This is a genomic window from Streptomyces sp. NPDC015346, from assembly GCF_043078785.1.
In the GTDB taxonomy this organism is placed as follows: Bacteria; Actinomycetota; Actinomycetes; order Streptomycetales; family Streptomycetaceae; genus Streptomyces.
In genome coordinates, this window is the sequence record NZ_JBIBTW010000001.1 from 1,053,796 (window position 1) to 1,067,913 (window position 14,118).

Here is a 14,118-nt window from a genome sequence, read left to right on the forward strand (position 1 = left end):
CCCCGAATGTCCCCGACCGGACGACTGGGCGGGCGCCGCGGCGCGTTCCGTCGGAACCAAGGACCTCAACGGCCCTTGTTCAGCAGCTCGTTGATCAGCGCGCCGTCCGACGGAAGCACCCGGCCGTGGCGCAGCGGCACCCCGAGGACCGTCGCCAGGGTCGTCAGGCCCGTGTCCACGGCCGCCTCGACGGCCACCGTCAGGCCCACCACGGCCGCCCGCCCCTCCCGGACGCCCGTGAGGGCCAGGCCCGCCGCGATCAGCAGGCCGGGCCACCACCCGCCCGCCGCGCCCAGGACCGCGTACGGCACCGTCCACGCCGTGCGCAGGGCGGCGGCCGCGTAGCGGTCCCAGGCCGCGTTCACGTCCTGGCGGGCCCCCTCCGGGGCCAGTTGCCACAGCCGCGGCCACACCAGGGCCATGTGCACCCCGTGCTGGACCCGGACCCGCTCCTCGACCGCGCCGAGCCGGCCCCCGATCCAGGTGGCGCGGTCCGGCAGTTCCGTACCGCCCCGCAGCCGGCCCGCCGCCCGCCGCAGCCGGCGCGCCCGGCCGGCCCACAGCCGGCCGACCCCCGACGCGAGCCCGTCCGCGCACAGCGCCGAACCCGCGACCGCGAGCAGCAGCATCACCAGTGCCACGGCCTTGCCCGAGGGCGTCGCGTACCGGCCCGTGCGCAGCCGCTCCAGCCACTCGATCGTCGCCGTCACGTCCACGGCCCCCGAACGGCCCGGCGTCAGCGCCACCACGCAGGCCACCACGAAGACGAGGCCCGGCAGGACGAGCCGGGTCAGCCAGCGCTCCGTGACCTTCTTGCCGACCTCCGAGAGGAACCCGTCCATCAGCCCGTCCCCCCGCCAGGCCCGCCCGGCGCCCCGCCCGGCCCGCCCGGCCTCCCGCCAGGCCCCTCGCTGTGCGCCGGCAGCGCCGCCGGCTTCAGCGGCACGCCGTCCGGATCGTCCGGATCCAGGTAGCACAGCGGCCAGGCGCCGGACTCGTCCCGCGTACGCCGGGCCGTGCACCGGCCCGTGGCGCGCGGGCAGCGGAAGACACTGCTCACCTCGGGCTCCTCGCTCCACAGCCCGGCCACGCCGATGCCGTCCTTGCGGCGCTCGCCGAAGACGAGAGAGGGGTCGTGGCCGAGCCGCCGCATCGCCGCCAGTGCGCTGCCACCCTCCCGTACCTCCTCGAAGACCTCCTCGAACTCCTCCAGGGCGTCGTCCTCCTCGAAGTCCCCCCGGACCACGGGGTACTGGTCGCACAGCCAGGTGCGGGCGCGTTTCTCCAGCGCGCGGTCGCTCAACGTCTCCTCCTCGGCAGCGGTCGGGTCAGGCCCCGACATGGATGTACGGCATCCAGACCTTCGGCTGGTACGGATGCTCCGCCCGCAGCTCCGCGAGCGCGGCGTGCAGTGCCCGCGGCGCCCGGGCCGCGTCCAGGACCCCGTCCCGTACGAGACGCCCGTACACCGCGTCCGTCACGGCCGGGGCGCTCCCGTCCTGCACCGGATACAGGCTGGCCAGGACGTGCCGGAAGCCGCCGAAGTGCAGCACCGCCGCCGGATGGGTCGCCTCGTCCGGGACCTCCGGGTCGGGAACGGCGGTGTCGCAGGCCGAGAGGAACGCGAACTCCGCGTCCACGGCCGGGACACGGGAGAGCTGGAGCGGGGTCAGGATCTCGCCGCCGCCGAGCCGCAGGCCCTCGCGGGCGATGCCGTGGCAGACGGCGTGGAACCGGGTGTGGGACGGCAGCAGGCGGGTGACGGCCTCGGCCGTCGCGCGCTCGTCGTGCAGCCGTACCGCCCCGGGCACGTGCTTCATGACGACCTCGGCCTCCGCGCCGACCTCCGGCAGATCGGGCTCCGGCACGGTCAGCAGCAGCAGCCGGTCCTCGCGGCCTGCGGGCTCCCGCACCGGTCGGCGGGCGTGCAGCAGCGAGGTGAGCGTCGGCGCGTACGAGGGCACGACACGGCCCGGCACCGACTCCCGTACGCCCCCGCGCCGGGCGCCTGCCGCGTGCAGCGGAAGATAGGTCGCGAGCCCCGTCGGACACCACCAGAGACGCGGCAACTCCCCGCCCTCCGCGGCCAGTTCCGGCAGCGCGTCGAGAACGGGACGGGCGACGGACTCCCACAGCCAGTCCAGCATCCGGGCGGCCGTCTGCGCCCGCCGCATCTCGGCCCGGATGACGAGCGCCTCGGCCGCCTCGACCCGGCCGGCCTCCGCTCCCGTCTCCCTCGCCCGCCGCAGCTCCGCGTGCGCCCGGACGAGCCGGTCGTCGGCGCGCGCCGTGCGGTCCAGGGCCTCCCGCACGCCGTCGTGGGTCAGGGCGTCCAGCGGTACGACGGCCGGGGGGCCCTCCGCGCGCACCAGCAGGGCGTGGCAGCCGATCAGGCTGACGTTCACGACCACGACCGGCCCCTCGGCGGCCGCCGCGCGCAGCGACGCGTACCGCGGGCTCCGCAGCACCCCCGCCGTCCGGGTCAGGGACTCCCACTCGCGGGCCAGGGCCGTGCGACGCTCGGCCTGCCCCGGCGTCTCCCGGCCGTCCCCCGGCGGCGGCGTGTCCAGCTCGTCCCGGATGGCGTCGAGCCGCGCGAACATCTCGGGGTTGTCCTCGCGCAGCCGGGACAGCTCGGTCGTCCGCAGGTCGAGCAGTTGCGACCACATCACGGTCCGGCCGCGCTCCAGGATCTCGACGGCCTGCTCGGGCCGGCCCGCACCCACGGCGGCGGCCGCCGCGTCGACCGCCAACTCGTTCAGGTCGGCGAGGAGATGGCGCTGGTCGTGGGGGGCGACACCGCGCCACACCACCAGCGGCAGCAGCTCCACGGCCGCCAGCGCGAGCCCGTCGGCGCCGGACGCCCACAGCCGCTCCTCGGTGTCGCTCACCTGCTCCGGTGCCACGCCCCCGCCGGCGATCTCCAGGGCGGTCGCCGTGGCGAAGGTGCCCCACAGCCGGGCCGCGTGGAGCCGGATGTCCGTCGGCAGCGCCGCGTTGCGCGCCGCGGTCGTGAAGGCGCGCGTGGCCTCCTCCCACAGCGCCGGAACCGGCTCCGGGTCCTCGTCGACCACGCTCAGGAGCACCAGGCCCAGGACGTAGCAGGCCTCGGCCTCGGCCGGGGTGCCCGGCTCCGCCCGTTCGACCAGGCCCCGGGCCGTCTCGTGGGCCTCGGCGAGCGACGCGGCGAACGACGCCGCCCGCGGGCCCTCCCGCGGTGCTTCGAGCAGGGCGAGGGCCAGCTGGAAGTGGCAGCGGGTGCCCCCGGCCTCCTCCTCGAGTGAGGCGCCCTCGCGCAGGGCCGCCACGGCGGCCTCCCACGCCGCCGTGCCGCCGATCCCCTCCCGTACCCCGCGCATCCGCTGCAACCCCAGGTTGTGCAGGGCGTTCACGCTGGGGCCCTTCCCCAACGGCCGCGCGCGGACGGCACGTTTGGCCGTCTCGACGGCCTCGCGCAGATCACCCTCGTCGCCGCTGAAGTCGAAGCGGGCGCCGAGGGCCTCGCTGAGCTGGATGAGGTACGGACGAGGGTCGAAGCCCTTGTGCCGACGGGGCGCGGCCAGCACCTCGCGCCGGATCAGGATCAACTCGTCGAGCGCCGCCGAGCTGCGCGTGTCCTGATAGCGCCGCCACAGCGCGTCCCCCAGGTTGTCCCGCAGCATCCACAGGAGCCGCGCCGACCTCCGCCCGGGCAGCGCCTGCATCCCGGCCAGACCGCGCCGGGCCGCCGCGAGACAGGCGTCGAGGGACGCCATCTCCTCCGTCCGCTCCACGCGGCTGAGCAGCGCCAGACTGTCGAGGGACGCCACCACCGCCTCGTTGAACGCGTTCACGCTCGGCAGCCGCCCCTGCCTGCGCAGCGGAGCGAGAGTGCGCCGGAGCGTCTCCACGTCCCCGGCCCTGACCGACTTCTCGGCCAGCCGGAACAGATACATCCGGACGACCAGGAGCGGGCCCTCGTAGAACCCGAGCGGTGCCCAGATCAGCACGGGGGCCGCCAGCACGTACATCATCAGCCACAGCTCGCGTACCTCGACGGACGCGGTGCTCCACAACCGTCCCGGGCTCTCCAGCAGATCGAAGCCCAGGCCGAGCGCGGTGTCGCGCACCGCCAGGGCCAGCAGGACGAGGCACAGGAAGAGGGCGACGCAGCCGAGCGGGAGCAGCACGCGGAGCGGCGGCCGGGTGTACCGCCAACTCTCCGCGATCAGAGGCTCGTAGCCCACGCGGACGAGCAGTCCGGCGACCAGCGGACCGAAGACGGCGAAGGCGACGACCTGCATCACGGTCATACCGGGCGGCGGCCCGTCCAGGTACACCGACAGGGCGCGCGCGCCCGGCAGTACGGCGTAGGCCGCCCCCAGGATCCACAGGCAGGCACGTAAGCCGGAAAGTGAGCCGGAAAGTGAGCCGAGACGCATGCCGGTCAGTCTTCCAGGGCGCCCCACGCCGGTGATCACGTACCCTCGGCATTCCGTACGGGATGAGGGAGGGGAGCCGTCCGTGGCCCTGAGTCTGCGCAAGGTCGAGGAGTCCGCGCCCGCGCTGGTGAGTCTCTACAAGTCGGCGGGGGTGTCCCTGCGGAAGCACGGCATGAGCGATCAGCGCGTCGCCGTGTATCTGGTCCTCGACTACTCCGGGTCGATGAAGCCGTACTACCAGGACGGCAGCGTCCAGGCCCTGGCCGACCGGGTGTTGGGGCTCTCGGCGAACCTGGACGACGACGGGCGGGTGCCGGTGGTCTTCTTCTCCACCGACATCGACGCCGAGACCGACATCTCGCTCGCCGACCACGAGGGGCGGATCGACCGGATCGTCGCCGGACTCGGTCACATGGGCAAGACCAGCTACCACCTGGCCATGGACGCCGTCATCGACCACTACCTCGACAGCGGCGCCACCGCCCCCGCACTGGTCGTCTTCCAGACCGACGGCGGACCGATCAACAAGCCGGCCGCCGAGCGGTACGTGTGCAAGGCGGCGAAGCTGCCGATCTTCTGGCAGTTCATCGGCTTCGGCGACCCGGACAGCCGCCAGTTCGAATTCCTGCGGAAGCTGGACGAGCTGGCCGTCCCCGACAAGCGTCCGGTCGACAACGCCGGCTTCTTCCACGCGGGGAAGGACCCGCGCCGGGTCCCGGACGCGGAGCTGTACGACCGGATCGTCTCCCAGTTCCCCGCCTGGCTGGCGGCGGCCCGGGCGCGGGCCATCGTGCGCTCCTGACCCAAATCCATTGGCTGCGAGGGCTGTACGCGGGTGATAGTGACGCCATGGGATCTCTGGTGCGACATGTGACGATCGACAGCTCCGACGCGTACGCCCTGGCCACCTTCTGGGCCAAGGTGCTGGACGCCAAGGTGTCCGACGAGGACCAGCCGGGCGACGAGGACGCCCTCGTCGAGACGCCCGGCGCTGGCCTCCTCTTCGTGACCGTGCCCGACAAGAAGTCGGTCAAGAACCGGGTCCACCTCGACCTCCAGCCGCAGGACCGCACGCGCGACGAGGAGGTCGAGCGACTCCTCGGTCTCGGGGCCACGCTGGTCGACGACCGGCGGACCCCGGACGGCAGGGGCTGGGCGGTGATGGCGGACCCGGAGGGCAACGAGTTCTGCGTCGAGCGGTCGGTCTCCGAGCGACCCGAGCAGGACGGTGCCTGACGTCGCCTGACGGTACGTCATGAGGCGCCGAGCACCTGAGCACGGCACCAGGACGGGGTGCCCCAGGCGTCCCGTAGGGGCCGTGCCTTGCGCAGCCAGAGGGAGAGGTCGAGCTCCTCGGTGTAGCCGACCGCGCCATGGATCTGCAGGGCGGTGCGGGCGGCCGCCCAGGCCGCCTCACCGGCGCTGACCTTCGCCGCGGCGAGATCGGTGCTCTCGAAGGTGAGCGCCGCTCCGAAGAGCAGGGGCCGGGCGAATTCGAGGCCGATCAGGGTGTCCGCGAGCCGGTGCTTCACCGCCTGGAACGAGCCGATCGCCGTCCCGAACTGGGTGCGCTGCCTCGCGTACGCCACGGTCCGGTCGAGCAGGGTGAGACCGACCCCGAGCGACTGGGCGGCGGTCGCGAGCATCGCCCAGCCGGCGGCGTGCGCGGCTGCGGCCACGACGGCGGGACCGGCGGCGAGCAGCTCGCCGCCGCCATCGGGCCGGGCGAACCGCCGCGCGGGATCCGCCGACACCCGCACGGGCCCGTGCCCGCGGGCGATCCGCAGCTCGTCGCCCACGACGACGAGCGTGAGCCCGGCGACATCCGCGTCCAGCGCGTACGCGTCTCGCGACGGCGCCGCACGTGTGGGCACCGCGGGCACCGGGAGCCTGGGCCCGGCAAGGGCGCCGTCCGTGGTGCCCACCCTCTCCCGGACTCCGTCCGGGGGGACCCCCATCGCCCCGCGGGACGATGGCCCACGACCAGGCAGAGCCGTGCCCGGCGGCATCGCCAGGGTCGTCACCGTCTCGCCCGAGGCGATTCCCGGCAGCAGGCGCTTCGCCGGGGCCACCTCGCCCCGCCGGGCCAGTTCCGTGAGCAGGGCCGACGCGGCCACCGTCTCCACCACCGGGCCGGGCACCGCGTGGCGCCCCAACTCCGTGAAGGCGACGGCCAGTTCCACGGGACCGGCGCCCACCCCCTCGTAGGCCTCCGGCACCGCGAGCGCGAAGACCCCCGCCTCCGCGAGCCGCGCCCACAGGGCGAGACCCGGTCCCGGATCGCCCGCACCCCAGGACCGTACCGCCGCCGGGGTGTCCGCGGCCGTGAGCAGGGCGTTCAAGGACCGGCCGAAGTCCCGCTGTTCGTCGGTGAGCCGGAACCTCATCAGCGGCGTCCCTTCGGCAGGCCGAGCAGCCGCTCGGCGATGATGTCCCGCTGGATCTCGTTCGTGCCCGCGTAGATCGGGCCCGCGAGCGAGAAGACGAACCCCTCGGCCCATGCGCCGTCCGCCCACTCGCCGTCCGACCAGCCGCCCGCCCCCGCCGCCGCCCCCGCCCCCGCCCCCGCCCCACGCTCCGACCCCGCACCCGCCCCACCTAGCAGGTCGAGCGCCGTCTCGTGCAGCGCGATGTCGTACTCCGACCAGAAGACCTTGTTGAGGCTCGACTCCGCCCCGATCGCCGCCCCCGCCGCGAACCGCGAGGCACCGGCCGCCGTGAAGAGCTGGTAGGCCCGCGCGCCGATCACCGCGTCCGCCACCCGGTCCCGCAGCCCCGGGTCCTCGCCGGTCGCGCGCCAGAGCCGGACGAGCCGCTCGGCCGCCGCCAGGAAGCGGCCGGGGGAGCGGAGCGTCAGACCGCGCTCGTTGCCCGTCGTGGACATCGCGATCCGCCAGCCCTGGCCGGGCTCCCCGATCACGTCCTCGTCGGGCACGAAGACCTCGTCCAGGAAGAGCTCGGCGAAGGCGGGCTTCCCGTCGAGCCGGCCGATGGGCCGGACGGTCACCCCGGGCGCCCGCAGGTCGAACATCAGATACGTCAGCCCCCGGTGCGGGCGGTCGGCCGCCGGATCCGTACGGAAGATGCCGAAGGCGCGGTCGGCGAAGGCGGCCCGCGAGGACCAGGTCTTCTGCCCGGACAGCAGCCAGCCCCCCGGCGTCCGTACCGCCCGCGAGGCGAGCGAGGCCAGGTCCGAGCCGGCCTCGGGCTCGGACCACGCCTGCGCCCAGACGACCTCGCCGGTCGCCATCGGAGGCAGCACCCGGGCCCGCTGCTCCTCGGTGGCGTGGTCGAAGAGGGTCGGGGCGAGCAGGCTGATGCCGTTCTGCGAGACCCGGCCGGGCGCCCCCGCCGCGTAGTACTCCTCCTCGAAGACCAGCCAGCGGAAGATGTCCGCGTCCCGCCCTCCGTACCGCTCGGGCCAGGACACCACCGACCAGCGGCCGGCGGCGAGCTCCGCCTCCCAGGCGCGATGGGCCGCGAAGCCCTCCTCGGTCTCCAGGGACGGCAGCGGCCCGGCCGGGACATGGGCACGCAGCCAGGCCCGGGCCTCCGCGCGGAACTCCTCCTCCTGAGCGGTGTACGTCAGATCCATCGGAGCATCCTTCCCTAACAAGTGTTTGGTAGGTTAACGTACGGTCATGAGCAGCGCCACGGACAGCGCCACGGGCAGCGCGACGGCCGGTGCCGAGGCCGGTGTCGAGGAGTTCCGCGCCGAGATACGGGACTGGCTGAAGACCCACCTCGGCGGCGAGTTCGCCGGACTCAAGGGCCTCGGCGGCCCGGGCAGGGAGCACGAGGCGTTCGCCGAACGCCTCGCCTGGGAACGGCACCTGGCCGCCCACGGCTGGACCTGCGTCGGTTGGCCGAAGGAGCACGGCGGGCGGGGCGCGAGCATCGAGGAGCAGATCGCCTTCCACGAGGAGTACGCCCTCGCCGACGCCCCCGCCCGCGTCAACCACATCGGCGAACAGCTCCTCGGCCCCACCCTCATCGCCCACGGCACCGAGGAGCAGAAGGCCCGCTTCCTGCCCTCGATCCGGGCGGTCGAGGAGCTCTGGTGCCAGGGCTACAGCGAACCCGGCGCCGGCTCCGACCTCGCCGCCGTCCGCACCCGCGCCACCCGCGAGGGCGACGCCTGGGTGGTGACCGGCCAGAAGATCTGGACCTCGCTGGCCCACGCGTCCCAGTGGTGCTTCGTCCTGGCCCGCACCGAGCCCGGCTCACGTCGGCACGCGGGACTCTCGTACCTGCTCGTCCCGATGGACCAGCCGGGCGTCGAGGTCCGGCCCATCGTCCAGCTCACCGGCACCAGCGAGTTCAACGAGGTCTTCTTCGACGGCGCGCGGACCGACGCCGCCCACGTCGTCGGCGCACCCGGCGACGGCTGGCGGATCGCGATGGCCACCCTCGGCTTCGAACGCGGTGTCTCCACCCTCGGCCAACAGGTCGGATTCCGCCGCGAGTTCGACGCGCTGCTCGCCCTCGCCCGCCGCACCGGAGCCCTCGACGACCCGCTGATCCGCGACCGGCTCGCCCGCTCCTGGACCGGCCTCGAAGCCATGCGCGCGAGCGCCCTGCGCGGCACGGAACCCTCCGTGGCCAAGCTGTACTGGTCCCACTGGCACCGCGACCTCGGCGAACTCGCCATGGACGTCCGCGGCGCCGCCGCCACGCTCGCCGCGGGCGATCCGTACGAACTCGACGCCTGGCAGCGGCTGTTCCTTTTCTCCCGCGCCGACACGATCTACGCCGGGTCCAGCGAGATCCAGCGCACCATCGTCGCCGAGCGGGTGCTCGGCCTCCCCAAGGAGCCGCGCCCATGACACCGCCGCCCTACCCCGAGGCGCACGGGCTGCTGACCGGCCGCAGCGCCGTCGTCACCGCCGCCGCCGGAGCCGGCATCGGCGGCGCCACCGCCCGCCGATTCCTGGAGGAGGGCGCCAGGGTGCTCGTCAGCGACGCCCACGCGCGCCGCCTCGACGAGACCGCCGCCGCGCTCGCCGCCGAGTTCGGCGACGGCCGGATCGACGCGCTGCCCTGCGACGTCACCGACGAGAGTCAGGTACGGCGGCTCTTCGACACCGCCGTACGGCTCCACGGCGGCCTGGACGTCGTCGTCAACAACGCCGGCCTCGGCGGCACCGCGGAACTCGCCGACATGACCGACGAACAGTGGACCCGCGTCCTCGACACCACCCTCAACGGCACCTTCCGCTGCACCCGGGCCGCCCTGCGGCGCTTCAAGGACTCCGGCGACCGAGGAGTGATCGTCAACAACGCCTCCGTCGTCGGCTGGCGCGCCCAGGCCGGCCAGGCCCACTACGCCGCCGCCAAGGCCGGCGTCATGGCGCTCACCCGCTGCGCCGCGATCGAGGCCGCCGCCCACGGGGTCCGCGTCAACGCCGTCTCGCCCTCGCTCGCCATGCACCCGCACCTGGTCAAGGTCACCTCCGCCGAGCTCCTCGCCGAACTCACCGAACGCGAGGCCTTCGGCCGCTATGCCGAACCCTGGGAGATCGCCAACGTCATCGTCTTCCTCGCCAGCGACTACTCCTCCTACATGACCGGCGAGACCGTCTCGGTCAGCAGCCAGCATCCGTAGGACCAGAATGGACGTGTGCCGAACACTGTCAGCAAGAACAAGAAGAAGACACAGGTGACCGCCTCACCGGAGCGGCGCCGGGAAATCCTCGACACCGCGGCCGAGGTGTTCGCCGCCCAGGGGTACAACGCCACCACCGTCCGCAAGATCGCCGACGCCGCCGGCATGCTCGCCGGAAGCCTCTACTACCACTTCGATTCCAAGGAATCGATGCTCGACGAGATCCTCTCCACCTTCCTGACCGAGCTGTGGGAGGGGTACGACGCCGTCCTCGCCGCCGGTCTCGGACCCAGGGAGACCATCGAGGCCCTCGTCACCGAGTCCTTCCGGGAGATCGACCGGCACCGCGCCGCCGTCGCCATCTACCAGAAGGAGTCCAGGCACCTCACCGCCCAGCCCCGCTTCCACTACCTCTCCGACTCGCAAGCGAAGTTCGAGAAGGCGTGGCTCGGGACGCTGGAGCGCGGTGTCCGGGCCCGGGTCTTCCGCGCCGACCTCGACGTCCGGCTCACCTACCGGTTCGTGCGCGACACCGTCTGGGTCGCCGCGTCCTGGTACCGCCCGGGCGGACAGCACAGCCCGGACGAGATCGCCCGCCAGTACCTGTCGATGGTCCTGGACGGAATCGCCGTACGTCCCTAGCCGCACGTACCCGGCCGTACGCCAGCCGTACGTATCCGGCCGTACGTCCCCGACCGTATGGAGGAGCAGTCATGGCCGAGGCCTACATCGTCGAAGCGGTCCGCACCCCGGTGGGCCGCCGCAGGGGCGGCCTCGCCGCCGTCCACCCCGCCGACCTCGGCGCCCACGTCCTGAGGGCGCTCGTCGAACGCTCCGGCATCGACCCCTCCGCCGTCGAGGACGTCGTCTTCGGCTGCCTCGACACCGTGGGCCCGCAGGCCGGCGACATCGCCCGTACGGCATGGCTCGCGGCCGGCCTTCCCGAAGAGGTCCCCGGCGTCACGATCGACCGCCAGTGCGGCTCCTCCCAGCAGGCCGTGCACTTCGCGGCGCAGGGCGTCCTGTCCGGCACCCAGGACCTCGTCGTCGCCGGCGGCACCCAGAACATGTCCATGATCCCCATCGCCTTCGCCTCCCGGCAGGCCGCCGAACCCCTCGGCCTGACCGACGGCCCCTACGCCGGCTCCGAGGGCTGGCGCGCCCGGTACGGCGACGCGCCCGTGAACCAGTTCCACGGCGCCGAGCTGATCGCCGCCACTTGGGGCATCACCCGCCGTGACCAGGAGGAATTCGCCCTCCGCTCCCACCGGCGGGCGGTGCGCGCGATCGACGAGGGCCGCTTCGCCCGCGAGACCGTCCCCTACGGCGACGTGACCGCCGACGAGGGACCGCGCCGGGACACCACCCTGGAGAAGATGGCCGGCCTGAAGCCGGTCGTCGACGGCGGCACCATCACCGCCGCCTGCTCCTCCCAGGTCTCCGACGGGGCCGCCGCCATGCTCCTCGCGAGCGAGCGCGCGGTCGCCGCCCACGGACTGACCCCCCGCGCCCGCGTCCACCACCTCTCGGTCCGCGGCGAGGACCCCATCCGGATGCTCTCCGCCCCGATCCCGGCGACCGCCCACGCCCTGCGGAAGACCGGCATGTCGATCGACGACATGGACCTGATCGAGATCAACGAGGCCTTCGCCCCGGTCGTCCTCGCCTGGCTGAAGGAGACCGGCGCGGACCCCGACCGGGTGAACGTGAACGGTGGCGCGATCGCCCTCGGCCACCCGCTCGGCGCGACCGGCGTACGGCTGATGACGACCCTCCTGCACGAACTGGAGCGCACCGGCGGCCGGTTCGGCCTCCAGACCATGTGCGAGGGCGGCGGCCAGGCCAACGTCACGATCATCGAGCGAGTGTGATCCTCGTCGCTGTCCCGCCCGGACGGGCGGGACGGCGTGCTAGTCTTTCCCTGTTGCTAGTTTTGGTACCCATGAACTTTATGTGCGCCTGACGGGAATGTTCCTTCAGGCGCAATTTTGTTTTCCGGACTCTCCGGGATGGGGACCCTACCTATTCAGGAGATTCACATGGCTACTGGAACCGTGAAGTGGTTCAACTCGGAAAAGGGCTTCGGCTTCATCGAGCAGGACGGCGGCGGCGCCGACGTCTTCGCCCACTACTCGAACATCGCGACCTCCGGCTTCCGTGAGCTGCAGGAAGGCCAGAAGGTCTCCTTCGACGTCACGCAGGGCCAGAAGGGCCCGCAGGCGGAGAACATCGTCCCCGCCTGATTGCCGTAACGCGTTTTCTCGCAGCCGGGACCCGCACCGCGCAGGTGCGGGTCCCGGCTCGCGCTGTGCTCAGGCCAGGAAGGCATTTCCCCTTATGACTCGCTCCGAAAAGCGGCCCCGTCGGGCCGCGGACTCCACTTCCGGGACCCCGTCCGGAAATGGATCGGGCCGCTCCGCGCGCGGCTCGGTTGCCCGCGACGGCTCGGGCGGCACCAGCACCCGTAACGCCGCCGGAAACGGCGGCGCGCGCCGCGGCTCCGGCGCAGCCCGGGGCAAGGGGGGTGCCGGACGCGGCCGAGGGCCGGCCACGCCTCCGCTGCCGCGTGAGTTCACCCTGCCCGAGACGCTGACGCCGGCCCTGCCCTCCGTCGAATCCTTCGACGCCCTCGACATGCCCGCGGCGCTCGTCAAGACGCTCAACGCCCAGGGTGTCACCGAGCCGTTCCCGATCCAGGGCGCCACCCTGCCGAACTCGCTCGCCGGCCGGGACATCCTCGGCCGCGGCCGCACCGGCTCCGGCAAGACCCTCGCCTTCGGCCTCGCCCTGCTCGCCCGCACCGCGGGCCGCCGCGCCGAGCCCAGGGCGCCGCTCGCCATGGTCCTCGTGCCCACCCGCGAGCTCGCCCAGCAGGTGACCGACGCCCTCACCCCGTACGCCACCTCCGTGCAGCTGCGCGTGGCGACCGTCGTCGGCGGCATGTCCATCACCAAGCAGGCCAACTCGCTGCGCCGCGGCGCCGAGGTCCTCGTCGCCACCCCCGGCCGGCTGAAGGACCTCATCGAGCGCGGCGACTGCCGGCTCGACCAGGTCGCGATCACCGTCCTCGACGAGGCCGACCAGATGGCGGACATGGGCTTCATGCCGCAGGTCGTCGCGCTGCTCAAGCAGGTCGAGCCGGACGGACAGCGGATGCTGTTCTCGGCGACCCTCGACCAGAACATCGACCGCCTGGTGAAGATGTTCCTCACCGACCCGGTCGTGCACTCGGTCGACCCCTCGGCGGGCGCGGTGACGACGATGGAGCACCACCTGCTCTACGTCGCCGACGAGACCGACAAGAAGGCCGTCACCACCCGGATCGCGGCCCGCGACGGCCGCACGATCCTCTTCCTGGACACCAAGCGGGCCGTGGACCGGCTGGTCAAGCGGCTCCTGGCGAGCGGGGTGCGCGCCTCCGGCCTGCACGGCGGCCGCTCCCAGCCGCAGCGCAACCGCACCCTGGACCAGTTCAAGACCGGCCAGGTCACCGTCCTGGTCGCGACCAACGTGGCGGCCCGCGGCATCCACGTCGACGACCTCGACCTCGTCGTGAACGTCGACCCGCCGATCGACCACAAGGACTACCTCCACCGCGGCGGCCGCACCGCCCGGGCCGGCGAGTCCGGCAGCGTGGTCACCCTCGTACTGCCCGAGCAGAAGCGGGACATGAGCCGGCTGATGTCGAACGCCGGCATCAGCCCGCGTACGGCGCAGGTCAAGTCCAGCGACGAGGAGCTGACCCGGCTCACCGGCGCGCGGGAGCCTTCCGGCATACCGGTCGTCATCGATGTCCCCCAGCCGCCTCAGCCCTCCGCCTCCACCGGCGCCCGCCGTGGCCGCCGCGGTGGCAACGGCGGCAACGGGGGCAACGGCGGTGCGAGCGCGGGCCGCTCCCGTACGGCCTCCGCCACCGGCCGCACCGCGACCGGCACCGGCCGCACGGCCGGCGGGACCGGCGGCCGTGCGGCCACCGGCGGCCGCCCGTCCGCCGCGGGCTCCGCCACCCGCCGCTCCGGCGGCGGACGCCGGGGCGCCGCCTAGGATCCGTCCTCGGGTCGCCCTCGGGTCGGCCCTCGGGTCGGCCCTCGG

13 protein-coding genes are annotated in these 14,118 nt (G+C 73.6%); 8 read left to right on the forward strand and 5 right to left on the reverse strand.

Annotated elements, in window-relative coordinates; genetic code table 11:
* Positions 1 to 65: 65 nt before the first annotated feature.
* The 3 genes from ACF06X_RS04775 to ACF06X_RS04785 are packed head-to-tail and all read right to left on the reverse strand — an operon-like array spanning position 66 to position 4,421.
* A complete protein-coding gene (locus tag ACF06X_RS04775) occupies positions 66 to 842 on the reverse strand; it encodes a hypothetical protein (RefSeq protein WP_392285707.1) in 777 nt (258 codons plus the stop codon).
* The gene (locus ACF06X_RS04780; RefSeq protein ID WP_392285708.1) at positions 842 to 1,303 is read right to left on the reverse strand and encodes a hypothetical protein; all 462 of its coding nucleotides are present in this window, start codon (positions 1,301 to 1,303) and stop codon (positions 842 to 844) included. Before ACF06X_RS04780 ends, ACF06X_RS04775 begins: the two co-directional genes overlap by 1 nt.
* Positions 1,304 to 1,328: 25 nt before the next feature.
* Positions 1,329 to 4,421, reverse strand: a complete 3,093-nt coding sequence (locus tag ACF06X_RS04785) for a CHAT domain-containing protein (RefSeq protein ID WP_392285709.1) — start codon at positions 4,419 to 4,421, stop codon at positions 1,329 to 1,331.
* 82 nt (positions 4,422 to 4,503) lie between these two features.
* Here ACF06X_RS04785 and ACF06X_RS04790 point away from each other — a divergent pair, with 82 nt between their 5' ends.
* Both ACF06X_RS04790 and ACF06X_RS04795 read left to right on the forward strand, forming a co-directional pair.
* Positions 4,504 to 5,223 (forward strand): VWA domain-containing protein, encoded by a 720-nt coding sequence (locus ACF06X_RS04790; protein ID WP_392285710.1) that lies wholly within the window; start codon positions 4,504 to 4,506, stop codon positions 5,221 to 5,223.
* Between the two features lie 47 nt (positions 5,224 to 5,270).
* Positions 5,271 to 5,657 (forward strand): VOC family protein, encoded by a 387-nt coding sequence (locus ACF06X_RS04795; protein WP_392285711.1) that lies wholly within the window; start codon positions 5,271 to 5,273, stop codon positions 5,655 to 5,657.
* Positions 5,658 to 5,674: 17 nt separating this feature from the next.
* Here the strand turns inward: ACF06X_RS04795 and ACF06X_RS04800 are convergent, their stop codons facing one another.
* Entirely contained in the window at positions 5,675 to 6,808 is a 1,134-nt protein-coding gene (locus ACF06X_RS04800) for an acyl-CoA dehydrogenase family protein (RefSeq protein WP_392285712.1), read from the reverse strand.
* On the reverse strand, positions 6,808 to 8,016 hold the full coding sequence (locus tag ACF06X_RS04805) for an acyl-CoA dehydrogenase family protein (protein WP_392285713.1): 1,209 nt from the start codon (positions 8,014 to 8,016) through the stop codon (positions 6,808 to 6,810). Before ACF06X_RS04805 ends, ACF06X_RS04800 begins: the two co-directional genes overlap by 1 nt.
* A 46-nt stretch (positions 8,017 to 8,062) precedes the next feature.
* Here ACF06X_RS04805 and ACF06X_RS04810 point away from each other — a divergent pair, with 46 nt between their 5' ends.
* From ACF06X_RS04810 to ACF06X_RS04835, 6 genes are all read left to right on the forward strand, one after another.
* A complete protein-coding gene (locus tag ACF06X_RS04810) occupies positions 8,063 to 9,247 on the forward strand; it encodes an acyl-CoA dehydrogenase family protein (RefSeq protein WP_392285714.1) in 1,185 nt (394 codons plus the stop codon).
* Positions 9,244 to 10,026, forward strand: a complete 783-nt coding sequence (locus ACF06X_RS04815) for an SDR family oxidoreductase (RefSeq protein ID WP_392285715.1) — start codon at positions 9,244 to 9,246, stop codon at positions 10,024 to 10,026. The genes ACF06X_RS04810 and ACF06X_RS04815 overlap by 4 nt, the downstream gene beginning before the upstream one ends.
* 15 nt (positions 10,027 to 10,041) lie before the next feature.
* Positions 10,042 to 10,668 carry a TetR/AcrR family transcriptional regulator gene (locus tag ACF06X_RS04820; RefSeq protein WP_392285716.1) on the forward strand — a complete coding sequence of 209 codons (627 nt, stop codon included), beginning with the start codon at positions 10,042 to 10,044 and terminating at the stop codon, positions 10,666 to 10,668.
* Positions 10,669 to 10,739: 71 nt separating this feature from the next.
* Positions 10,740 to 11,897 (forward strand): acetyl-CoA C-acetyltransferase, encoded by a 1,158-nt coding sequence (locus ACF06X_RS04825; protein ID WP_392285717.1) that lies wholly within the window; start codon positions 10,740 to 10,742, stop codon positions 11,895 to 11,897.
* Between the two features lie 168 nt (positions 11,898 to 12,065).
* Entirely contained in the window at positions 12,066 to 12,269 is a 204-nt protein-coding gene (locus ACF06X_RS04830) for a cold-shock protein (protein WP_003969786.1), read from the forward strand.
* A 94-nt stretch (positions 12,270 to 12,363) separates the two neighbouring features.
* On the forward strand, positions 12,364 to 14,070 hold the full coding sequence (locus tag ACF06X_RS04835; RefSeq protein WP_392285718.1) for a DEAD/DEAH box helicase: 1,707 nt from the start codon (positions 12,364 to 12,366) through the stop codon (positions 14,068 to 14,070).
* Positions 14,071 to 14,118 lie beyond the last annotated feature (48 nt).